Below are 21,167 nucleotides of genomic sequence, written 5' to 3'. Positions count from 1 at the left end.
ATTCAATCGCCTGGGCGTCCGGGGCCGGGCACCACACCCACGTCCGGCCGGACACCTGGTCGATTCAATCGCCTGGGCGTCCGGGGCGGTTGGTGGTCGGGAGGGGGGCGGCGTTCATCGTGCGATGGCCGGTTGTTCACCGGGGGCTGGTAGGCAGGGAGGGTGCGCATCCTGGTGACGAACGACGACGGCATCGACGCTCCCGGCATCATGCATCTGGCCGAGGCGGTCGCCCCGCTCGGCGAGGTGACCGTGATCGCCCCGGCGAGCGAGTACTCGGGAGCCGGCGCAGCGATCGGCGCGATCTGGGAGAGCCACCCGACGGTGACACGCCGTCCCGACTTCCCCGTCGGCGGCATCGTCGAGGCGTGGGCGATCGACGGCCCGCCGGCACTCTGCACGTTCTACGCCCGCCTGGGAGCGTTCGGCGCCCCGTTCGACCTGGTCGTGTCGGGCATCAACCCGGGCGCCAACGTCGGCCGGTCGGTCTACCACTCGGGCACCGTCGGCGCGTGCCTCACCGGTCGCAACGGCGGCTGGTCGGGCGTGGCGATCAGCCAGCAGTCGACGTGGGCGACCGAGGGCCAGGCCTACCAGGACGCCATCTCCCAGCAGAAGTGGCCGACCGCCGCCGCGGTCGCCGCCCACTTCGTCGAGGGCATGCTCACCGATCTCCCGAGCGAGCCGGTGGTCGCGAACGTCAACGTCCCGAACGTCGAACTCGACGAGTTGCAGGGCTGGTCGATCACCGAAGTCGGACACCAGCCACCGCGTTCGATGACGAAGGCCCAGCTGGTCGAGCGTGACGGTGAACCCGGCGTGTTCGACTTCGACATCCGCTCCGGCGACCTCGTCGACCTGCCCGTCGACACCGACGGTGGCGCGGTCGAGGCCGGCATCGTCTCGGTCAGCTACCTCAGCCGGTTCGTCCACGAACCCCGCACCGACATGGGCTCGGCCGAAGCGTCGCTCGCCTCGATGTTCACCTGACGCACGAATGTGGTCGGAGACGACCCCGTTCGCTGTGTGACCGTTACGTCAGCTGCGGGCGGTGAGGGTGTTCCAGCCGACGGGTTGATCGTCGGTCACGACCGGGAACGTCTCGCCGGTCTCGACGTCGTACGCCGTCGGTGAGCCCATCGGCGTGAGCGAGATCACGAACCGGCTGTCGTCGGTCCACACCAGCGCCGGCGGGCCGGGTCGTCCACCTTCGAGATCGGTCGACGCACCCGTCAACAGGTCGACGAGGACGGCGTCGACGGCGCCGCCGTCGCGTTCGACGGTCGCGGCGAGCCACCGGCCGTCGGGCGAGAGGCCTGCACCGGGGTCGCCGGTCCACCACGCGGCCGGCAGGAGTCGCGTCCCCAACCGTTCGAGATCGATCGGCGCTCGCGTGGTCGTCCCCGTCTCCCGGTCGACCCGCCACAGGCCACAGTCGTCGAGCGTGACGCAGTCGTTCAGGACCAGGGTGTTCGCGTCGAGCGCGATCAGCTCGCCGACGCCGAGTGCGGCCGAATCCACCTCGTCGACGGTGAACCATCGACCGCTCGACTGGACGATCACACCGCCGCGCGGGTCGACGAATGCCGGCCAGACGTTCGACGGCAACAGGATCGTCCGGCCCGTCGGTTCACCGTCGAGGCCCACCTCCTCGAGTTCGAACCCGCCGCTCGGGAAGTACGACGACGGAGGTCGCCAGAACCGATCGGTGCCCTCGACATACAGCGTCTGGTGACCATCGGGAGCCAGACGGGACCGGTCGACCGTGCCGTCGTCGAAGACCACGTAGGCGTCGCGGCCGTCGTACATCGGCAGCACGATCCAGTCGTCGCCGGCGATCAGTGCGGAGCTGAGGTTGCGGGGCAGTCCGTCGAGCACGTAGTCGCTGACCGTGCCGCTCCCGAGATCGAGCTCGGCGACGTCGATGCCGGCCAGGGCGACGAGACGGAGGTCGTATCCGACGAGCCGTTCGTCGATCTCGACGTCGCGGGTCGAGATGGCGGCGCCGTTCTCGACCAGGTCGGTCGCGTTCTGTTGCCGGGACACGGGCGGCCACGACTCGAGCGGCCCGCGTTCGTCGAGCGGCTCGGGTTCGTCGAGTGGTGCGATCGTGTCGATCGGTGTCGCCGCGTCGTCCTGTTCGGTCGTCGGCGGCGAGGTCGCCTCGGCCGTGGTCGCAGGCTCTGTCGCCGTCTCGTCGCTGCCGCCGGCACGGCCGACGACCCATCCGAGCAGCAGCGCCACGAGTCCGACACCGGCTGCGATCGCGACGGTTCGGCTCTGGCCGTCCGAGGGTTCGTCCGGCGACTCGACGTCGGACGTGTCGGCCTCGAGCACGTGGGGCGATCCGGACGACGGGGCAGCCGACGAACTGGGTTGCCGGGTCGGCGGCGACGAGCGATGAGCGCCCCCGTCGGTGGGGACGAGTTCGATCTCGATGCGGTCCCCGTCCACTCGGCCATCCGATCACACCGGTGGTTCGCCGACAAGTCGCGGTAATGTGAACGGCAACCGAACGGGGAGCTCGCGGAACGACGGGCTGAGAGGGTGGACGCCTCCACCGACCCGAGAACCTGATCCGGATAATGCCGGCGGAGGAAGCGCATGAACGAAACCGTGGTCGTCGTCACCGGGGCAGCCCCGCTCGACGCCGACGCCGTTGCGCACATCCCGCCGAACGCGATCGTCATCGCCGCGGACGGAGCGCTCGACCATGCACTCGCCGCCGGCGTGACCCCTGCGGCGTTGGTGGGCGATCTCGACTCGATCTCGGCCGACGGCCTCGCCTGGGCCGAAGCACACACCACCATCGAGCGGCACGACCCGGCGAAAGACCTCACCGACACCGAACTCGCACTCGCGATGGCGCTGTCGTTCGCCCCCGCCCGAGTCGTGTTGATCGCCGGGCCCGGTGATCGGCTCGATCACACGTTCACCGCGATCGGTGCACTCGGGGCACCGGGTCTGACCGGAGTCCCGGTGCTCGAAGGGTGGTGGGGCGCCCAGCGGTTCCACGTGCTGCACGGGCCAGGCCGAATCCATCTCGTCACCGAACCCGGCGCGACGATCTCGCTCGTGGCGACCCACGGACGGTGCACCGGCGTGTCGATCACCGGCGCCGAGTGGCCGCTCCACGACGCCGAACTCGCACCCCTCGTCGGGCACGGCGTCAGCAACGTCACGACCGGCGCCGACACCGAGGTCACCGTCTCGACCGGCGTCCTGACCATCTTCTCCCATCCCCCTGCAACGACCAAGGAGTTGCCATGAGAGCCACCACTCGCCTGACTGCCGCCGTGCTCGCACTCGGCCTCGTCGTCGCCGCCTGCGGCGACGACAGCAATGACACCGAGGGCAGCGCCGACACCCAACCGAACGACGCCGCTGTCGAGGAGTCGGCCGACGAACCCGTTGACGACACCGTCGTGACCGACGAGACGACGTCGGCGACCGACGAAGCCGACGAGGAGAGCGACGACGGGGCCGGCGCCGAGACCGTCACCCTCGTGGCGTACGACTCGTTCCCGGCGGCCGACGACGAGAACCCCGTGCACCAGGCACTCGCCGAGTTCACCGCCGAGACCGGGGTCGAGGTCGAGCTGCTCGTCGCCGGTGACACCGGGACGATGCTCTCGAAGGCCGAGCTGACCGCCGGCAACCCCGAAGGTGACGTGATGTGGGGCATCGACAACACGTTCCTGTCGCGCGCCGTCGACGCCGGCGTGTTCGAACCGTACGTGTCGCCGGCGCTCGCCGACGTCCCCGCCGAGTTCACCGCCCTCGTGCCGAACGGCGAGGCGACCCCGGTCGACTTCGGTGACGTGTGTGTGAACTACGACATCGCCGCGCTCGACGAACTGGGCATCGACCCGCCGACCTCACTCGAAGAACTCGCCGAGGAGCACGCCGACCTGCTCGTCGTGGAGAACCCGGCGACGTCGTCGCCCGGGCTGGCGTTCATGATGGCGACCATCGCCGAGTTCGGCGACGACTGGACCGAGTTCTGGCAGGCGCTCGCCGACGGCGGCGTCGAGGTGGTCGACAGCTGGACGACCGCCTACTACGAGTCGTTCTCGTGGGCCGGCGGCGAGCGGCCGTTCGTCGTCAGCTACGGATCGAGCCCGCCGTTCGAGGTGCTGTACGCCGAGGAGCCGATGGACACCGCCCCGACGGGCGTGATCGCGGAGACGTGCTTCCGTCAGGTCGAGTTCGCCGGTGTGCTCGCCGGCACCGACGCACCCGAGGCGGCGCGTCAGCTCGTCGACTTCCTCGTGTCGGAGCGCTTCCAGCGCGAGGTGCCGCTCAACCTGTTCGTGTGGCCGGTGAACGAGACCGTCGAGCTCGACCCCGTCTTCACCGACTTCGCGACGATCCCCGACTCGCCGCTGTCGCTCGACCCGGCCGAGATCGACGCCAACCGCTCGGCCTGGATCGACGAGTGGACCGAGATCATGTCGTGACCTGACATGGCCCGGCCCGACCCGAACCGTCTGCCGCGCTGGTTCGTGGCGGCGGTCACGCTGCCGCCGTTGCTGTTCCTGGTGCTGTTCTACGCGTGGCCGTTCGTCACCCTGATGTGGCGCGGCCTGAGCGCCGACGCCGTGAGCGAGACGTTCGGTCGGGACTCGACGTGGGAGGTGCTCTGGTTCACGACCTGGCAGGCGGTCGCGAGCACCCTGCTCACGCTCGCCGCCGGGCTCGGGCCGGCCTGGGCCGTCTCCCGGTTCGAATTCCGCGGTCGTCGCGCTCTGCTCGGTCTGCTCACGGCGGTGTTCGTGCTCCCGACGGTCGTCGTCGGCGCCGCGATCATCGCCGTGCTCCCCGACTCGATGGACCGGGGCGTGTGGGCGATCCTCGGGGCCCACGTCGTGTTCAATCTCGCCGTGGTCGTGCGCACCGTCGGTGCAGTGTGGGAGCGACTGCCGCTCGGACTCGAGCAGGCCGCCGCCACGCTCGGCGCGGGTCCGTGGCGGGTGTTCCGCACCGTCACGCTCCCGCTGCTGCGTCCGGCGATCGCTTCGGCCACGGCGATCGTGTTCCTCTTCACGTTCACCTCGTACGGCGTGATCCGGGTACTCGGCACGACGGGGCGGGCGACGATCGAGGTCGAGGTGTGGCGGCGGGCGACCCAGCTCGGCGATCTCGGCGGTGCCGCTGTGCTCGCGGTCCTGCAGCTGATCGTCCTCGCCGCGCTCGTCGTCGTGTCGACCTCGATCCAGCGTCGCACCGCTCGCACCGTCGACCTCGTCGCCACCCCACAACGGCGCCGCCCCCGTGGGCGCGAGCGGTGGTACGTCGGCCTGTCGGTCGGGCTGGCGACCGTCCTCGTCGCGACACCGCTCCTCGCCCTGATCGAGCGCTCGTTGTGGAGTCGCGACGGATACACCCTCCGCGCCTGGCGCAATCTCGGCAACGACGAGATCCGGCCCGGGCTCACGCTCGGCATCGATCCGCTCGGCGCCCTGTGGCGGTCGGTGACGACGGCGATGTGGGCCACGATCTTCTCCGTGCTGTTGGGGGCGATCGCCATCGTGGCGATCAGCGCACTCGGCCGCGCCGGCAAGCTGCTCGACGCCGGGCTGATGCTCCCGCTCGGCACCTCGGCGGTGACGATCGGCTTCGGCATGCTGATCACGTTCGACTCCGACCCGTTCGACTGGCGCGCCTCGTGGTGGCTCGTTCCGATCGGCCATGCCCTCGTCGCGCTGCCGTTCGTCGTCCGGTCGGGGCTCGGGGTGGTGCGGGCGATCGATCCCGATCTGCGCGCCGCCGCCGCCACCCTGGGCGCACCACCGATCCGGGCCTGGGCGACCACCACCCTGCCGATGATGCGCCGCCCGCTCGCGATCGCCGCCGGCTTGGCTGCTGCGATCTCGCTCGGTGAGTTCGGAGCGACGAGCTTCCTGTCACGAACCGGGTCGGACACGCTTCCCATCGCCATCGAGCGGCTGCTCGGCCGCACCGGCGGCTCGTTCCAGGCGCAGGCGTTCGCGTTGTCGGCGATCCTTGCAGCTGCCACGATCACGATCGTGGTCCTGGTCGATCTGGCAGGTGGCGACGTGAGCGGCACGAAGCGAGGTGATCGTGCTCGACGTCGCTGATGTGAGCGTCGTCTTCGGCGACACCACCGTGCTCGACGAGGTGTCGTTGCGCGTCGCCGACGGTGAGATCGTCGCTCTGCTCGGGCCCTCCGGCAGCGGGAAGAGCACACTGCTGCGCGTCGTCGCCGGACTGGTGCCGCCCGACAGCGGAACGGTGCGGATCGGCGACGCCGACGTGACGCACGTGCCGACGCACCGGCGCGCCGTCGGCATGGTGTTCCAGGACGAGCAGCTCTTCCCACACCTCTCGGTCGGCGACAACGTCGGGTACGGCCTGAAGATGCAGCGCATGCCCGGTGGCGAACGCACGCGCCGGGTGTCGGAGTTCCTCGAGGTGGTCGGTCTCCCGGGGTTCGAGGGTCGCGACGTCGGCGACCTGTCGGGCGGTGAGGCGAAACGCGTCGCCGTCGCCCGCTCGTTGGCGCCGCACCCGAAGGTGCTGCTGCTCGACGAGCCGCTGACGGGTCTCGACCGAGAACTCCACGATCGGTTGATGGTGGAGATCGCTGCGATCCTCCGCCGGGTCGGCACGACGGCCGTGTGGGTCACCCACGACGCCGACGAAGCCGCCACCGTCGCCGACCGCACCGTCCACCTCGGCGACCTCTGAAACGACACGACCGTTCAGGGCCGGTGCCAGCGGGCACGGCAAGACGCACGACCACGTCGGGTCGGGTGATCTCCCGAAACGCCTCGGCGTTCCATCCGACACCCGACCCGGATCGCTCCGTCGCCGTTCCGTCCGACACCCGACCCGGATCGAACGGCATACTCCGGTGGTGAGGATCGTCGAGTTGACCGCGGGAGACACCCATCCGCTCCGACGTTCGGTGCTGCGCGACGGCACACGGAGCGATCAGGTGGTGTTCGACGGTGACGACGAGTCGACGACGTTCCACCTCGGTGTCCGCGACGGTGAGGCGCTGATCGCGATTTCGACGTGGATGGCCCGTCGGTACCCCGACCTGCCCGCCATCGCCGGCTATCAACTACGCGGTATGGCGATCGCCCCGTCGCGCCGCGGCAGCGGGGTCGGCGCCGCTCTCCTCGACGGCGGCATCGACCGATGCCGCTCGCAGGCTGCCGAGGTGGTGTGGGCACGGGCGCGCATCGCAGCCCTGGGTTTCTACGAGCGGCACGGGTTCGAGGCGAAGGGCCCGGAGTACACCGACCTCGCGACCGGCCTCCCCCACATCGACATCGTCCGGCACGTGTAGCTGCGCCCGTCGGCGCCACGATGCATCCCCGGAGGGCCGCGCTTTCGTACCATCCGTTCGTGCGCCGTCGTGACCAGGTCTCCATCATCGGCATCGTCGCCAGCATTGCGATCGGTGTGCTGGTCGCCCTCGCCGGCAGTTCGGGCAGCGTCGAGGTCGGCTCGTTCCCGGTCTTCGCGATCTGTGCCGCGCTCGCCTACCTCATCAACTGGATCGTGTTCGTCCCGTCGAACGCCGCCCAGACCGAGGCGTACTACGACCTGACCGGCAGCATCACCTACGTCAGCGTCGTCGCCGCTGCCGTCGTGCTGAGCGACGATCTCGATGCTCGTGCCTGGATCGCAGCGATCCTCGTCGCCGTCTGGGCCGGCCGGCTCGGCAGCTTCCTGTTCCGTCGTGTCAAGCGCGACGGGCGCGACGGCCGGTTCGACGCGATCAAGACGAACCCGCTCCGCTTCTTCATGACCTGGACGCTGCAGGGGCTCTGGGTGCTCTTCACCGCCGCCTGCGCCTTGGCGATCATCACCGCTGCCGACCGCGAGGAGCTCGAGTGGGTCGGCTACGTCGGCATCGCCCTCTGGGCAGTCGGCTTCGTGATCGAGGTCGTGGCCGATCAACAGAAGTCGGCGTTCAAGCGCGACCCTGCGAACGACGGCCGCTTCATCACCTCGGGGCTCTGGTCGTGGTCGAGGCATCCCAACTACTTCGGCGAGATCACCCTCTGGATCGGGATGGCGGTCCTGGCACTCCCGATCCTGTCGGGCTGGCGCTGGGTGATGCTGATCTCACCCGTGTTCGTCATCGTGCTGCTCACCCGCATCAGCGGCATTCCGCTCCTCGAAGCCCGGGGTGCGAAGCGCTGGGGCGACGACCCCGACTACCGGGCCTACGTGGAACGCACATCGGTTCTCGTGCCCCTCCCGCCCCGCTCCTGAACAGAAGGGGTCAGGCACCTTCTGTTCTGCCCGCTTGCCCGCGATTACGTGGTGGGGAACAGAAGGTGCCTGACCCCTTCTGTTCGCGCTGTAGGTTCCCGAACATGACGGAGATCGAGACCGACGTGGCGGATCTGGCGGGGGCACACGCCGGGCTGGTGACCCACCTGCGCACGCTGGAGCCGCTCGACCCGGCGACGGCGTCGGCGCTCCCCGACTGGTCCATCGGGCACGTGCTCACCCACCTCGCCCGCAACGCCGACAGCATCCTGTCGATGCTCGACGGGAACCCGCAGTATCCGCACGGCCGCGACGGGCGCAACGCCGACATCGAGGCGGGCGCCGACCGGAGCTGGGAAGAGCTCGTCGACGACGTCGAACGGAGCGCTGCCGCGGTCGACGAGGCGCTGGCGACGGTCGACGACTGGTCGGGAACGGTCGACACCATCGCAGCGGCACGCCCGAAGGAGATGCTGCCGTTCCTCCGCCAGCGCGAGGTCGAGGTGCACCGTGCCGACCTCGGGCTCGGTTACGGGTTCGACGATTTCCCGAGCCGGTACGTGCGCAAGGAACTCCGAGCGATGGAGATGCTGTGGCGGGCCGGCAAACCAATGGGGCTCACGCCGCTGCCCGAGGCCGCCTTGCGAACCCCACCACCGCGTCGACTGGCGTGGATGATGGGCCGCGCAGAGATCGACGGGCTCGGCCCGGCGAACATCTGGTGACGTCGCGCCGACCCGGTCGGCAACCGCATCGCGACGTGGCAGGCTGAGAGCATGCAACAGACGATGCAGTTGGGAATGGTCGGCCTGGGCCGGATGGGCGCCAACATGGTTCGCCGCCTGATGGCCGCCGGTCACGAGTGCGTGGTGCACGACGTGAGCGACGAGGCCGTCGACCAGATGGCGGCCGAAGGAGCGACACCAGCGCACTCGCTCGAAGAACTGGTCGCCGCACTCGAGCCGCCGCGCAACATCTGGGTGATGATCCCGGCCGCCTACGTCGGGAGCACGGTCGAACAGCTGGCTCCCCTGCTGTCGCCCGACGACACGATCATCGACGGCGGCAACTCGTGGTACCGCCACGACGTCGACCGCAGCGAGGCGCTGCGCGATCGGCAACTGCACTACCTCGACGTCGGCACGAGCGGCGGCATCCACGGTCTCGAACGGGGCTATTGCCTGATGATCGGCGGCGACACCGACGCCGTCGACCGGCTGTCACCGATCTTTTCGACCCTGGCACCCGGTGTCGACGCAGCGGAACGGACGCCCGGTCGCGAGGGCGACCCGACGCCCGCCGAGCAGGGCTGGTTGCACTGCGGCCCCTCGGGAGCCGGCCACTTCGTGAAGATGGTGCACAACGGCATCGAGTACGGCCTCATGCAGGCGTATGCCGAGGGCTTCAACGTGCTCGCCAAGGCGAACATCGGCGCCGTCGACCACGCCGCCGACGCCGAAACGGCACCCCTCGACGACGCGAAGTACTACCAGTACGACATCGACCTGTCGTCGGTGAGCGAGGTCTGGCGGCGCGGGTCGGTGATCACGAGCTGGCTCCTCGACCTCACCGCCGAGGCCTACCTCGCCGATCCACGACTCGAGGAGTACGCCGGCCACGTGAGCGACTCGGGCGAGGGCCGGTGGACGCTGCACGCTGCGATCGACGAGGGGGTCCCGGTCCCCGCGTTGTCGGCGGCGCTGTACGCCCGCTTCGAGTCGCGCGGGCGGGCCGACGACGCCAACAAGGTGCTGTCGGCGATGCGCGCCGGCTTCGGTGGCCACCACGAGCGGAAGGACTCCACCCGATGACGCTGCCGCTCTCGACCCAGCCCGAAGCCGACGCCCTCGTCCTCTTCGGTGCCACCGGCGACCTCGCCAAGCGGAAGCTGTTCCCGGCGCTCTATCACCTCGAGCGGACCGGTGTGCTCAACGTGCCGGTCATCGGTGTCGCTCGCTCCGACTGGACCGACGACGGTTTCCGCGAGCACGCCCGCGACGCGATCGTGGCCGCCGAGGCGCACGCCGACGCGGCGGTCATCGATCCGCTGAAGGACCGGATGGATCTCATCCAGGGCGACTACGCCGACCAGGCCACCTGGAACGAACTGCGCGACACCCTCGACCGACACGGCTCGAAGAACGCCGTGTACTACATGGCGATCCCACCGTCGATGTTCCCCGAGGTCGCCCGACGGCTCGCCTCGGTCGGCCTCAACCAGCGCGGCCGCATCGTGGTCGAGAAACCCTTCGGTCGGGACTTCGCCTCGGCATGCGAACTCAACCAGACGCTCGCCTCGGTCTTCCCCGAAGAGCGCATCTTCCGCATCGATCACTATCTCGGCAAGGAGTCGGTCGAGGACCTCCTGGTCTTCCGGTTCTCGAACACCCTGCTCGAACCGGTCTGGAACCGGCGCTACGTGCGCAGTGTCCAGGTGACGATGTCGGAGACGATCGGCGTCGAAGGGCGAGGGTCGTTCTACGACGGGGTCGGCGCGATCCGAGACGTGCTGCAGAACCACCTCTTGCAGGTCGTCGCCTTGCTGGCCATGGAACCGCCGGCCGGCTCCGACAGCCAGTATCTGCAAGACGAGAAGGCCAAGGTGCTCGCCGCGATGCAGGCGATCGATCCGACCGAGGTCGTCCGCGGCCAGTACGTCGGGTACCGCGACGAGCCGGGGGTCGAGACCGACTCGACGGTGGAGACGTACGTCGCCGCCCGGCTCGAGATCGACTCGTGGCGCTGGGCCGGCGTGCCGTGGTTCGTGCGCGTCGGGAAGGGGCTGACCGAGGCCGCGACCGAAGCGGTGATCGAGTTCCAGCCACCGCCGCGTCTGTTGTTCGACGAGGCCGGTGGTCCGCCGCCCGGACGGAACCTCGTGCGGCTCCGCCTCGGCAGCCAGGACGGCGTGACCTTCACGCTCCAGGCAAAGACGCCCGGTCCGCACCTCGACAGCCAGGACGTCGACATCTCCGTCGACTTCGCGGCCGCGCTCGGCGAACGGTCGTCCGCGTACGAGCGGCTGCTCGGCGACGCGATCCAGGGTTCGAACCGGCGGTTCGCCCGCCAGGACGTGGTCGAAGAGACGTGGCGGGTCGTGCAGCCGCTGCTCGACGAACCGGGCCCGGTGCATCCGTACTTCCGTGGCTCGTGGGGACCGGCCGAAGCCGACCGCCTCCTCGAGGACGGCGACCACTGGTACATGCCGAGCTAGGGGGTCAGCAGGCGGCGCGGACGGCGGGGTACGGGTTGACGGCCGAACCGCCACCCGGGTGGATCTCGAAGTGGAGGTGCGGGACGCCGGCGTTGCCGGTCGCACCGACGTAGCCGATCACCTCGCCCTTGGAGACCGTGCGGCTCGAACCCTCCCACGCACTCAAGTGGGCGTAGTAGTAGCTGTCGCCGTTGTTGCCGTAGAGCCACACGGCGTTCCCGCCGAGTGTGTTCGTCTTGAAGTTCACTCGGCCGGACGTGACGGCGACCAGCGGGGTGCCCGTGGCCGAGATCATGTCGACGCCCTTGTGCGTGCGCCCACCCGAACGGGGTGCACCCCACGTGTCGGCGAAGCCGGTGGCGCCACGCACCGGACAGGCGATGCCCGACGTGACGGGTGCCGGCGCGGGCTCGGGGGCCGGCGCCGGTGCCGGCTCGGGGGCGGGCGCTGGAGCGGGTGCGGGTGCAGGCTCGTCGTTCGAGCCGCCGGCGTCGTTGCTCCCGGCGTCGTCGCTGCTCGAGTCCGACCCACCGCTGTCGTCGCTCGATCCGCCGCTGTCGGCAACGGCCTGGGAGTTGCCGCCGCTCACCGCCTGGGGCTGATCTTGGGGCTGCGCGGCTGCGGCCGCCTCGGCCTGACGCTGCTGTTCGGCCTGTTCGGCGGCGAGCTGTTCCTGACGCTGGCGTTCGAGTTCGCGTTGGACGGCGACGTCCTGGAGCCGCTGCTCCTCGATCTCCTGCAACCGGACGACCTCGGCTTCGGCGTTCAGACGCAGCTGCTCGTACTCCTCGACGGCCGACAGCTGCTGCGCCCGCTGGCGTTCGAGGTCGGAGCGCGCGTCGTTGACCTCGTCGATCGCCGCGTCGAAATCGTCGACGCTCACGAGCACGTCGCCCGTCGCCGTACTGCTGAGCACGGCCGCACGAGACGACGCCTGGACCTCGTCGAGCGGGGTCAGCAGCGGGTTCGAGGTGACGCCACCCGAGACGAATCGTCTGACGGCGACATCGGCGAGGCTGTCGCGCATATCGCCGACCTCGGCCTCGAGATCGTCGAGACGTGCCTCGGCGAGTTCGATCTCACCCGAGAGCACGTCGATCTGCGACTCGGCGTCGAACAGCGCCTGCGCTGCAGCGTTGGCACGGTCGCGAGCTGCCTGGATCTCGCGTGCTGCCTGCACGGCAGCGGGGTCGTCGGCGCCCGCGACGACGACGTGGTGGGGCGCGAACGCCACCAGCAAGCCGACGATCGCGGCCCACGTCCGGGTTGTCGCTGTTCCAGGCACGAGCAACAACGTTACAGAACGATGACGAACAACGGGCAGCACCCCGCGACGTTCACACGAGAGCGGGAACCGGCCGACCGGCGCCGGCGATGCCCGGCGACGCATCGGGCGCCGGGCCGGGCACGACGTCAAGCACGGCGCCGTGAGGGGCGCCGGCCGGGTCCATCGACACGACCGGGGTGACCTCGACCTCAGGTTCACGGTTCGACAGCTCGCCTCGAGCGGCGATGAACCCCGCCAATACCGGCAACCACAGGTCGAGCACGCGGAACAGGGCGACGGCCAGGGCGGCCGGCCCTGCCTCGGCTCCGCCGGCGACGAGCAGGGCGACGAGCGACCCCTCGACCACGCCGACGCCACCCGGCACGATCGCCACCATCGAGGCAGCGAGGGCCGTGGCGTAGATGATCAGGGCATCGGAGAGCCCGACGTCGAGCCCGGTGGCGGCCAGCGCAGCGGTGAGCACGGTGGCTCCGAGCAGCTTGCCGAGCACGGCGTGTCCGACGAGACGCACGAGCCCGGTCGGGCGTCGGCGTCCGACGTCGAGGGCATCGAACCAGCCCGTCGGCATCGGCGTCGGCGGACGGCGTCGCAGCCGCTGCACCCGATCCCACGCCCACGACACCGTCGACCGGCTGCGGATCACGACGACGGCGCCGACGATCACGACGACGGCGTAGAGCGAGAAGCCGACGGCGGCAGCGATCCACCATCCGGTCAGACGATCCGTCGCTGCGAGGACGCCGATGGCGATGGCGAGCAGTCCGCCGAGCGCCAGGAAGGCAGCGACCGCCGTGAGAACGCAGGCGGCGACGACGGCGCCGGGCTGATGCCCGCGTCGACGTCCGTGCCGGACGAAGACGGCGAGCCCGGCGGCGCCGGCCGACTTCACGACCTTCTGGGCGGTGAACCCGACGGCTGCGGTCCGAGTCATCTCGGTCGCCCCGCATCGCACGCCGACCGCCTCGTGCGCGACCTGGTTCATCCATCCCCGGTTCCACATCGCCAGCATCGACACCGCGACGCCGACGACGACCGGAATCGGCCGCAGGTCGCCGATCCGTCCGATCATGAAACGGACCGGTTCGCCGTACCCCGACGCGAACACGGCGAGCAATCCGGCGGCGACGGCGATCATCAGGATGTGGCGCGTGCGGGATCGCATCGTGGGCTCCTCGTCGGTGTGCGGCGGCTGTCGCACTCCTTGGGTACCAGTGCATCGGCAGCCGATCGGGGCAATCCGAGCCCCGGAGCGCACTCGTGACCGAAGCTTGATCTCCCCGACATCCCGTCGTCACCGTCCGGTCACGACCGCCGCATTCCGGTCGATGCCCTGCGGTTCGCGCTCGCCTGGCCGACGCCGCTACAGTTCTTACACGTCGGGACAACCAGTCCCATATTTCGAGACAAGCCATGTGGATCCTCATCACGCTCGCGGCCGCAACGTTCCAGATCCTGAGGACGTCACGTCAGCACCAGCTCCGCTCGGTGCTCTCGACCGCTGCCGCCGGCTTCGTCCGCTACGCCTACGGCGCCCCGTTGGCTCTGCTGCTGAGCCTCGTCCTCTTCGGTGCGCTCGACCGCGACCTGCCCGGCGTCCCTGCCTCGTTCTGGCCGGCGCTCCTGGTCGGGGCCGTCGGACAGATCGCCGGCACCGTTGCACTCCTCCAGTCCTTCAAGGTGCGCGACTTCGCGGTCGGGACCGTCTACTCGAAGTCCGAGGTGCTGTTCGTCGCTGCGCTCGGCGCCATCGGCTTCGAGACCGCACTCCGTCCGGCCGGCTGGTTCGGTGCCGTGCTGGTCACGATCGGCGTCGCGTGGCTCGCGTCGAAGGGCTCGTTGGCCAGCCTGCTGGAACGGGCCGGCGATCCGGCCGCGCTGCTCGGACTCGCAGCGGGCGCCGGGTTCGCTGCTGCGTCGCTCGGCATCGGATCGGCCTCTCGGTCGCTGATCGATGCGCCCTCGTTCGATCGCGCCGTGCTCACCCTCACGGCGTTGCTCGTGGTCCAGACGCTGCTGAATGCCGGGTGGTTCGTGGCCACCGATCCCTCCCAGATCGCCCGGACCATCGGCGCGTGGCGACCGGCGATCCCGGTGGGCGTGTTGAGCCTGCTCGGCTCGATCGGGTGGGCGTGGGCGTTCACGCTCGAGAGCGCCGCGAAGGTGCGGACGCTCGGCCAGGTCGAGCTGATCATCGCGTTCGTCCTCGCCCGTGTGACGCTCGGCGAGCGTCACACCCGGGCCGACCATCTCGCGAGTGGGCTCGTCCTCCTCGGCGTCGTCCTCGTCACCGTGTGGGGTTGATCCGGCGGGGCACCCCGAGCCGGACGAGCGTCAGCACCACGGCGGTTGCCCACCACGTCTGCCGGGCGAGACGCACGGCCCGACCGACATCGAGCGACGTGGGAGGGCCTCCGTCACCGAGCGTGCCGCGGTCGTCGACCTCGGTTCCGTAGCGGTTGACGCCGCCGAGACGAACGCCCAGCGCAGCGGCGAACGCCGCCTCGACCACTCCCCCGTTCGGGGACGGGTGCGCACGGGCGTCGCGCCGAACGATCAGGACGACCTGGCGTGCGCGACGCGGCCGGACCGTCATCACGACCGCTGCGGTCAGCCGCGCGGGGAGCCAGGCCATGGCGTCGTCGATGCGCGCCGCCGACTTGCCGAACCGTTCGTAGCGGTCGGTGCGGTGGCCGACCATCGCGTCGAGGGTGTTCACCGCGCGGTGCGCCAAGACGGCCGGGGCACCACCGACCGCAGCGAAGAACAACGGCGCAGTGACCGCATCGACCGAGTTCTCCGCGAGCGACTCGATCGCTGCCCTCGCCACACCGCCGGCGTCGAGCGAACCCGTCTCGCGACCGACGATGCGGCTCACCCGCTGCCGAGCGAGCGCCAGGTCATCCGCGGCGAGCGCTGATCCGACGGAGGTGACCTCGTCGGCGAGCATGCGGCCGGCGACCGACATCGCACCGGCGACCACGGCAGCAGTGCGACGACCGAGCACGCGGTTCATCACGATCCCGATGCCGGCTGCGCCGCCGACGAGAACGGCGGAGTGGAGCACACCTGCTGCGACACCATCTCGATACAGCCGACGTTCGGCCTCGTGCGCGGCCCGGCCGAACCACACGACGGGATGCCAACGGGCGGGCGGCTCGCCGACCACCCGATCGGCGGCGAGCACGGCGAGCGGGGTCAGCATCCGATGAGACGCTCGAGCAGGTCGGTGTCGAGGTGCTCGTCGACGGCATCGGCGAGCAGGTCGAACGTGTCCGGCAGCGGGTCGACGACCCGCCGGGCGAACCACCGCTCGAGCAGCCGCTCGTCTTCGAACACCCCGTGCACGGTCGTCGCCGTGATGCCGCCCTGCTCGACCAGCGTTCCGATCGGTGCACCGTCGACGCCCACCAGCCGACCGTGGCGGATCTCGTAGCCGTCGACGTCGAGCCCGTCCACGGTCACCGTCGTCGGCGTCACGAGCTTGTCGCCGGCCATGTGGGTGTCGTAGGGCAGCAGACCGATGCCGTCGATCGTGGAACGGTCCGACTCGACACCGTCGGGATCGTGGATGCGACGACCGAGCATCATCGCCCCGCCGCACACGCCCACGACGCGACGTCCGGAGCGGGCGGCCGCTGCGACCGCCGAGTCGAGCCCTCGTCGACGCATCCAGTCGAGGTCGGCGGCGACGTGTTTCGATCCGGGGAGCACGATCCAGTCGGCACGTTCGAGTTCGGCCGGATCATCGGTCCAGATCGTCCGCGCAGCGAGCGGGAGCAGGCGGAACTCGTCGAGGTTCGAACCGTACGGGAACCGGACGATCGCCACCCGGTCACCGTCGACCGGCCCGAGCGAGCGGAGGGTCGCCCCTTCCTCGTCGGGTAGCTCGTGGCGGAGCATCGGTACCGTGCCGGCGTGAGCCATGCCGGTGAGGTCGGTGAGTGTCGTCGGTCCCGGCTCGAGCAGCGCCGGGTCGCCGCGAAACCGGTTGAGGACGAAGCCGTGCAACCTCGTTCGCGTCGCCTCCGGCACCAGCGACCAGGTTCCGAACAGGTGGGCGAACGAACCGCCCCGGTCGATGTCGCTGACCAGCAACGCCGCAGCGTCGGCGTGGACGACCATCCGATTGTTCACCTGATCGCGCAGATTGATCTCCGCCGGGCTCCCTGCCCCCTCGATGACGATCAGGTCGTGCCGGTGCCTCAGTTCGTCGAACGATTCCCGCATCGCCTCCCACATCAGGTCGTGTCGGTCGTCCCATGCGAGCGCGCTGATCGCCGGGTCGCGACGTCCACGGACGACGACCTGGCTCCGGGTGTCCGCCTCCGGTTTGACGAGCACGGGGTTCATCGACACGGTCGGCTCGACACCGGCAGCGCGGGCCTGGAGCCATTGAGCGACGCCGATCTCCCCGCCCGTCACGACCCGCGCGTTGTTCGACATGTTCTGCGCCTTGAACGGGACGACGTCGATGCCACGCCGGGCCGACCACCGGCACAGCGCTGCGGTGAGCAACGACTTCCCGGCCGACGACGTGCACCCGAGCACGATCAGGGGCGTGGTCATCGGAGCACCTCGTCGACGGTCGCGAGGAAGCGATCGGTTCCGGCGTCGTCGGCGACGGCGACGCGTAGCCATCCAGGCAACCCGTAGCTGCCCAGTTCACGCACCAGGACGTGCCGGCGGAACAGCGGCTCGACGAGGTGTCCACCGTCGCGCACGAGCACCCAGTTGGCGTCGGTCTCACGGACGTCGAGGCCGCGCGCCGCGAGCCCGTCGGCCAGATGACGGCGAGCGTCGGCGATACGGCGCGCCCAGCCGACGAGGTCGCTCGTCCCGGCCAGCTGTTCGACGACGGCGCACGCGGCGGCGCCGACCGACCACTCGGGACGCGATTCGCGGAACCGTTCGGCGTCGCCGGCGGTCGGAGCGACGACATACCCGATCCGGACGCCGGGGCACCGCCAGGTCTTGGTGAGCGACGCGAGCCGCCACGACGACGAGTCGCCGCGCGACCAGCGGCCGGCCGCCAACGCGTGGAACGACTCGTCCCACACGAACGCCTCGTCCGTCGTGGCGGCGAGCCGCCCGCACGGCGCCGAGGGGTTGCTCCGCCACCGCGGCGCCCCGACTTCGATCGCTCCCAGATGACGGCGGTACTGCGAGAACTCCGGATCGACGACCTCACCGACCGGGTGCAACGCCGCCAGGACCGCGATCGCCTCGGACGCTCCGTTGGTGAGAACGACGCGTTCAGGGGGTTCCCCGAGTGCAGCGGCCATCGCTGCGGTGGCCGCACGTTCCTCGGGATACCACCTCGACCGGCGAGCAGCCCGCTCCACGATGGGGGCCACGTCAGGGGCGAACGGGTTGAGGCTCGCCGACAGGTCGAGCAGGTCGTCGACGCCGCAACCGAGCTCTCTCGCCGCAGCGACGACCCGGCCGCCGTGGTCGTTCACGTGTCGAGCACGTCGCGACGCGGGATGACCACGACCGTGCCGTCGTCTTCGTGCTGGACGGTGACCCGGACGCCGTAGAACTCGCGCAACGTTTCCGCCGACAGCACGTCGATCGCCGAGCCCGACGCGACGACCCGACCGCCGTGCAACAGCACCAGTCGGTCGGAGTACATGCCGGCGAGCGTGAGGTCGTGCATCGCCGACACCACCGTGAGGCCGTGTTCGTGCCGGAGCCGTTCGACGAGTTCGAGCGCCTGCTGCTGGTGACCGATGTCGAGCGCACTCGTCGGCTCGTCGAGGAGCAGCACCGGCGCCTCCTGCGCGAGGGCACGGGCGATCGCGATCCGCTGGCGCTCCCCGCCGGACAGCTCGCCCAGCCGGCGCTCCGAGAAGTCGCCGAGATCGAGCCGATCGAGCACGTCGTGTGCGAGGGCCCGATCGTGCTTCGACTCGGTGGCGAAGTAGCCGACGTAGGGCGTGCGGCCGAGGAGCACGTACTCGAACGCAGTCATGTCGTCGGGCAGGATCGGCTCCTGCGGCACGTACGCGACGAGCGCCGCGCGGCGCCGGGACGAGTGCAGGTCGACCGACGCCCCGTCGATCACGACCTCACCGCGCCGCTTGACCAAGCCGACGATCGCCCGCAGCAGGGTCGACTTGCCTGCTCCGTTGGGGCCGATCAGCCCGAGCCACTCCCCGGGCGCGATGCGGTCGGAGAACGGGGCGAGGGCGTCGTGATCGCCATAGCTGACGGCGACGTCGCGCAGTTCGAGCGAACTCACGGCCCGATCCTCCGGGTGCGGAGCAGCACGATGAAGAACGGCGCGCCGAGGAAGGCCGTGACGACCCCGATCGGTGTCTCGGCCGGGCTCGTGAGGACCCGACCGGGCACGTCGGCCAGGATGAGGAACGCGCCGCCGATCATCAACGAGAGCGGGATCAGTCGCCGATATCCCACGCCGGCGGCGAGCCGGATCATGTGCGGGATGATCAGACCGACGAAGCCGATCAGCCCGCTCACACTGACCACGGCCGCGGTGCCGAGGGTGGCGGCGACGATGATGATCAGCCGTGTCCGTCGGACGTTCATGCCGAGCGTCGCCGCCTCGTCGTCACCGACTCGCATGACGTCGAGGTGGCGACGATGCAGCATCAGCACGAGCACGCTGATGGCGACGTACGGGAGCACGAGCGTCACGTCGGCCCAGGTGGCGGTGGAGAGGCGACCGAGGATCCACGAGTAGACCTCCTGGACCCGATCGACGTTGCGCTGGAGCAGGAACGTCTGGATCGCCGTCGTGAAGCTGACCACGGCGACGCCGGCCAACACGAGGGTGGCGCCCGACTGGGCTCGGCCGCCGAACGCACCGCCCACCAGGTAGGTGACCAGGACCGTCACGACCGACACGATGAAGGCGACCGCGACCACCGGGTCGAAACTCCACGACTCGGTCGCGCTGCGGCCGACGGTGAGCGCGATCGTGGCACCCAATCCGGCACCGGACGCCGCGCCCAGGAGATACGGGTCGACGAGCGGGTTCCGGAACACGCCCTGATAGCTCGACCCGGCTACAGCGAGCATGCCTCCGACGAGACCGCCGAGGATCACGCGCGGCATCCGGATCTGCCAGATGATCGCCCACTCCGAGTCGCTGACGCCGGAGTCGATGTCGATGAACGGCAGGTGGTCGATGAACGCCAGCGGCACCCGCCACGCGGGCGGGCCGGCGGGGCCGACCATCGCGCCGATCATGATCGCGACGAGGAGCGACGCGGCCGCGGTCAGGTACCACCCGACCGGTCCGAGTCGCTTCGTCGCCATGAGTTCGATCAGGCCGCTGCGAGCTGCGCCTGGACGGCGTCGGCTGCCGCCTGCAGGTACTCGACGATGCGCGGGCCCCAGCGCGAGGCGATGTCGTCGTCCATCTCGATGACGGCACCGTTCTCGACCGCTGCGATGGCGTCCCAGCCCGGGCGCTCGGACACGGTGTCGATCGACTCGCCACAGCACTTCGTGTCGGCGAGGAAGATCAGATCGGGGTTCGCCTCGATCAGGAACTCGGCGTTCAGCTGCGGGTACGAGGTCTCGTCGGCGGCGGCATCGGCGACGTTCTCGAGACCGAGCAAGCCGTAGACGGCACCGATGAACGTGTCGGAGGTCGCCGTGTACAGCTCGGGACCGAGCTCGTGGAAGTACGTGAGCGGTTGCTCGGGTGCCGGCGGCAACGACGCGACGATCTCGTCGATGTCGGCTTGCATGTCGGCGACGACCGCAGCGGCCTCGTCCTCGTTGCCGGTGAGCTCACCGAGCCCCTCGATCTGGGCGTAGGTGTCGTCGAGCGTGGTGGCGGCCGGACCGTCCCACACCTCGATCCCGAGCGGCTCGAGCTGGTCGCCGAGACCGGTGAAGTCGCCCGAGATCAGGACGACGTCGGGCTCGTAGCCGGCGATCGCTTCGACGTTCGGCTCGTACGCCGACAGCTCGTTCGGGAGCTCCATCGCCTCGGGCGGGTAGTTCGAGAACGAGTCGACGGCAACCAGCAGGTCGTCGGCGCCGATCGCGAAGACCATCTCGGTCAGTGCGGGCGACAGCGACAGCAGGCGCAGTTCGTCGTCGGACGGCTCGGTCGTGTCCGGCGTCGGAGCCGTCGTCGCCGGCGTCGTGTCGGGTGTGGTCGTGTCCGGGGTGGTGGTGTCGGGTGTCGTCGGCACCGTCGTGTCGGCCGGTGCCTCGGTCGTCGCGACGGTCGAGTCGGCGACGGTGTCGGTCGTGTCGGCGGTGTCGGTCGACGAGTCGTCGCCGCACGCGGCCACGACGAGGGACAGGCCGACGATGCCGGCCAGCAGTCGATGTTGCATGGAAGTTCCTCCACGTTGGGAGGACAAGTGGGTCAGCGACCGGTGTGACCGGCCTGCGAACCGCCCTTGCCTCGAGGGTCTGGGTTTCGCGCGA

At 70.0% G+C, this 21,167-nt stretch carries 20 protein-coding genes; 11 read left to right on the top strand and 9 right to left on the bottom strand.

Annotated elements, in window-relative coordinates:
* Window positions 1-162 precede the first annotated feature (162 nt).
* A complete protein-coding gene (surE, locus tag BDK89_RS05290) occupies window positions 163-990 on the top strand; it encodes a 5'/3'-nucleotidase SurE (protein WP_133867950.1) in 828 nt (275 codons plus the stop codon).
* Window positions 991-1,038: 48 nt separating this feature from the next.
* Here the strand turns inward: surE and BDK89_RS05285 are convergent, their stop codons facing one another.
* Entirely contained in the window at window positions 1,039-2,454 is a 1,416-nt protein-coding gene (locus tag BDK89_RS05285) for a TolB-like translocation protein (RefSeq protein ID WP_133867949.1), read from the bottom strand.
* Between the two features lie 150 nt (window positions 2,455-2,604).
* Here BDK89_RS05285 and BDK89_RS05280 point away from each other — a divergent pair, with 150 nt between their 5' ends.
* From BDK89_RS05280 to zwf, 9 genes are all read left to right on the top strand, one after another.
* Window positions 2,605-3,270, top strand: coding sequence for a thiamine diphosphokinase (locus BDK89_RS05280; RefSeq protein WP_133867948.1), 666 nt, complete (start codon window positions 2,605-2,607; stop codon window positions 3,268-3,270).
* The gene (locus tag BDK89_RS05275) at window positions 3,267-4,460 is read left to right on the top strand and encodes a thiamine ABC transporter substrate-binding protein (protein WP_133867947.1); all 1,194 of its coding nucleotides are present in this window, start codon (window positions 3,267-3,269) and stop codon (window positions 4,458-4,460) included. Before BDK89_RS05280 ends, BDK89_RS05275 begins: the two co-directional genes overlap by 4 nt.
* 6 nt (window positions 4,461-4,466) lie before the next feature.
* Window positions 4,467-6,101 carry an ABC transporter permease gene (locus tag BDK89_RS05270; RefSeq protein WP_133867946.1) on the top strand — a complete coding sequence of 545 codons (1,635 nt, stop codon included), beginning with the start codon at window positions 4,467-4,469 and terminating at the stop codon, window positions 6,099-6,101.
* On the top strand, window positions 6,085-6,711 hold the full coding sequence (locus tag BDK89_RS05265) for an ABC transporter ATP-binding protein (RefSeq protein WP_133867945.1): 627 nt from the start codon (window positions 6,085-6,087) through the stop codon (window positions 6,709-6,711). Before BDK89_RS05270 ends, BDK89_RS05265 begins: the two co-directional genes overlap by 17 nt.
* Before the next feature lie 184 nt (window positions 6,712-6,895).
* On the top strand, window positions 6,896-7,318 hold the full coding sequence (locus tag BDK89_RS21655) for a GNAT family N-acetyltransferase (RefSeq protein ID WP_166657392.1): 423 nt from the start codon (window positions 6,896-6,898) through the stop codon (window positions 7,316-7,318).
* 59 nt (window positions 7,319-7,377) lie between these two features.
* A complete protein-coding gene (locus BDK89_RS05255) occupies window positions 7,378-8,253 on the top strand; it encodes a DUF1295 domain-containing protein (protein ID WP_243839102.1) in 876 nt (291 codons plus the stop codon).
* A 104-nt stretch (window positions 8,254-8,357) separates the two neighbouring features.
* Entirely contained in the window at window positions 8,358-8,978 is a 621-nt protein-coding gene (locus tag BDK89_RS05250) for a maleylpyruvate isomerase family mycothiol-dependent enzyme (RefSeq protein WP_133867942.1), read from the top strand.
* 63 nt (window positions 8,979-9,041) lie between these two features.
* On the top strand, window positions 9,042-10,064 hold the full coding sequence (gene gnd / locus BDK89_RS05245) for a phosphogluconate dehydrogenase (NAD(+)-dependent, decarboxylating) (protein ID WP_133870985.1): 1,023 nt from the start codon (window positions 9,042-9,044) through the stop codon (window positions 10,062-10,064).
* Window positions 10,061-11,467 carry a glucose-6-phosphate dehydrogenase gene (zwf, locus tag BDK89_RS05240; RefSeq protein WP_133867941.1) on the top strand — a complete coding sequence of 469 codons (1,407 nt, stop codon included), beginning with the start codon at window positions 10,061-10,063 and terminating at the stop codon, window positions 11,465-11,467. Before gnd ends, zwf begins: the two co-directional genes overlap by 4 nt.
* Before the next feature lie 4 nt (window positions 11,468-11,471).
* Here the strand turns inward: zwf and BDK89_RS21650 are convergent, their stop codons facing one another.
* Both BDK89_RS21650 and BDK89_RS05225 read right to left on the bottom strand, forming a co-directional pair.
* Window positions 11,472-12,752, bottom strand: coding sequence for a M23 family metallopeptidase (locus BDK89_RS21650; protein ID WP_166657391.1), 1,281 nt, complete (start codon window positions 12,750-12,752; stop codon window positions 11,472-11,474).
* Between the two features lie 52 nt (window positions 12,753-12,804).
* Window positions 12,805-13,917, bottom strand: coding sequence for a lysylphosphatidylglycerol synthase domain-containing protein (locus tag BDK89_RS05225; protein ID WP_133867939.1), 1,113 nt, complete (start codon window positions 13,915-13,917; stop codon window positions 12,805-12,807).
* Window positions 13,918-14,165: 248 nt separating this feature from the next.
* Here BDK89_RS05225 and BDK89_RS05220 point away from each other — a divergent pair, with 248 nt between their 5' ends.
* Window positions 14,166-15,056: an EamA family transporter gene (locus tag BDK89_RS05220; RefSeq protein WP_133867938.1), complete on the top strand. Its 891-nt coding sequence runs from the start codon at window positions 14,166-14,168 to the stop codon at window positions 15,054-15,056.
* On the opposite strand, the gene cbiB is transcribed toward BDK89_RS05220, so the two are convergent.
* Genes cbiB through BDK89_RS05190 form a run of 6 tightly spaced genes read right to left on the bottom strand, consistent with a single transcriptional unit; the run spans window position 15,040 to window position 21,073 of the window.
* Entirely contained in the window at window positions 15,040-15,957 is a 918-nt protein-coding gene (gene cbiB / locus BDK89_RS05215; RefSeq protein ID WP_133867937.1) for an adenosylcobinamide-phosphate synthase CbiB, read from the bottom strand. The two genes, BDK89_RS05220 and cbiB, sit on opposite strands and share 17 nt — an antisense overlap.
* A complete protein-coding gene (locus BDK89_RS05210; RefSeq protein ID WP_133867936.1) occupies window positions 15,951-17,321 on the bottom strand; it encodes a cobyric acid synthase in 1,371 nt (456 codons plus the stop codon). Before BDK89_RS05210 ends, cbiB begins: the two co-directional genes overlap by 7 nt.
* Window positions 17,318-18,214 carry an aminotransferase class I/II-fold pyridoxal phosphate-dependent enzyme gene (locus BDK89_RS05205; protein WP_133867935.1) on the bottom strand — a complete coding sequence of 299 codons (897 nt, stop codon included), beginning with the start codon at window positions 18,212-18,214 and terminating at the stop codon, window positions 17,318-17,320. The genes BDK89_RS05210 and BDK89_RS05205 overlap by 4 nt, the downstream gene beginning before the upstream one ends.
* A complete protein-coding gene (locus tag BDK89_RS05200) occupies window positions 18,211-18,996 on the bottom strand; it encodes an ABC transporter ATP-binding protein (RefSeq protein ID WP_133867934.1) in 786 nt (261 codons plus the stop codon). Before BDK89_RS05200 ends, BDK89_RS05205 begins: the two co-directional genes overlap by 4 nt.
* Window positions 18,993-20,036 carry a FecCD family ABC transporter permease gene (locus BDK89_RS05195; protein ID WP_133867933.1) on the bottom strand — a complete coding sequence of 348 codons (1,044 nt, stop codon included), beginning with the start codon at window positions 20,034-20,036 and terminating at the stop codon, window positions 18,993-18,995. Before BDK89_RS05195 ends, BDK89_RS05200 begins: the two co-directional genes overlap by 4 nt.
* Before the next feature lie 8 nt (window positions 20,037-20,044).
* On the bottom strand, window positions 20,045-21,073 hold the full coding sequence (locus tag BDK89_RS05190; protein ID WP_133867932.1) for an ABC transporter substrate-binding protein: 1,029 nt from the start codon (window positions 21,071-21,073) through the stop codon (window positions 20,045-20,047).
* Window positions 21,074-21,167: the final 94 nt, after the last annotated feature.

The sequence above is a fragment of the Ilumatobacter fluminis genome (genome assembly GCF_004364865.1).
GTDB lineage: Bacteria > Actinomycetota > Acidimicrobiia > Acidimicrobiales > Ilumatobacteraceae > Ilumatobacter > Ilumatobacter fluminis.
The sequence above is the reverse complement of the archived record's forward strand: the minus strand, read 5'-3'. Positions and strand labels throughout refer to the sequence as shown.

Coding starts and splice junctions, on each gene's coding strand:
- BDK89_RS05280 (WP_133867948.1), top strand. CDS start 2,605: ATGAACGAAACCGTGGTCGTCGTCACCGGGGCAGCCCCGCTCGACGCC.
- BDK89_RS05275 (WP_133867947.1), top strand. CDS start 3,267: ATGAGAGCCACCACTCGCCTGACTGCCGCCGTGCTCGCACTCGGCCTC.
- BDK89_RS05270 (WP_133867946.1), top strand. CDS start 4,467: ATGGCCCGGCCCGACCCGAACCGTCTGCCGCGCTGGTTCGTGGCGGCG.
- BDK89_RS05250 (WP_133867942.1), top strand. CDS start 8,358: ATGACGGAGATCGAGACCGACGTGGCGGATCTGGCGGGGGCACACGCC.
- gnd (WP_133870985.1), top strand. CDS start 9,042: ATGCAGTTGGGAATGGTCGGCCTGGGCCGGATGGGCGCCAACATGGTT.
- zwf (WP_133867941.1), top strand. CDS start 10,061: ATGACGCTGCCGCTCTCGACCCAGCCCGAAGCCGACGCCCTCGTCCTC.
- BDK89_RS05225 (WP_133867939.1), bottom strand. CDS start 13,917: ATGCGATCCCGCACGCGCCACATCCTGATGATCGCCGTCGCCGCCGGA.
- BDK89_RS05220 (WP_133867938.1), top strand. CDS start 14,166: ATGTGGATCCTCATCACGCTCGCGGCCGCAACGTTCCAGATCCTGAGG.
- cbiB (WP_133867937.1), bottom strand. CDS start 15,957: ATGCTGACCCCGCTCGCCGTGCTCGCCGCCGATCGGGTGGTCGGCGAG.
- BDK89_RS05210 (WP_133867936.1), bottom strand. CDS start 17,321: ATGACCACGCCCCTGATCGTGCTCGGGTGCACGTCGTCGGCCGGGAAG.
- BDK89_RS05195 (WP_133867933.1), bottom strand. CDS start 20,036: ATGGCGACGAAGCGACTCGGACCGGTCGGGTGGTACCTGACCGCGGCC.
- BDK89_RS05190 (WP_133867932.1), bottom strand. CDS start 21,073: ATGCAACATCGACTGCTGGCCGGCATCGTCGGCCTGTCCCTCGTCGTG.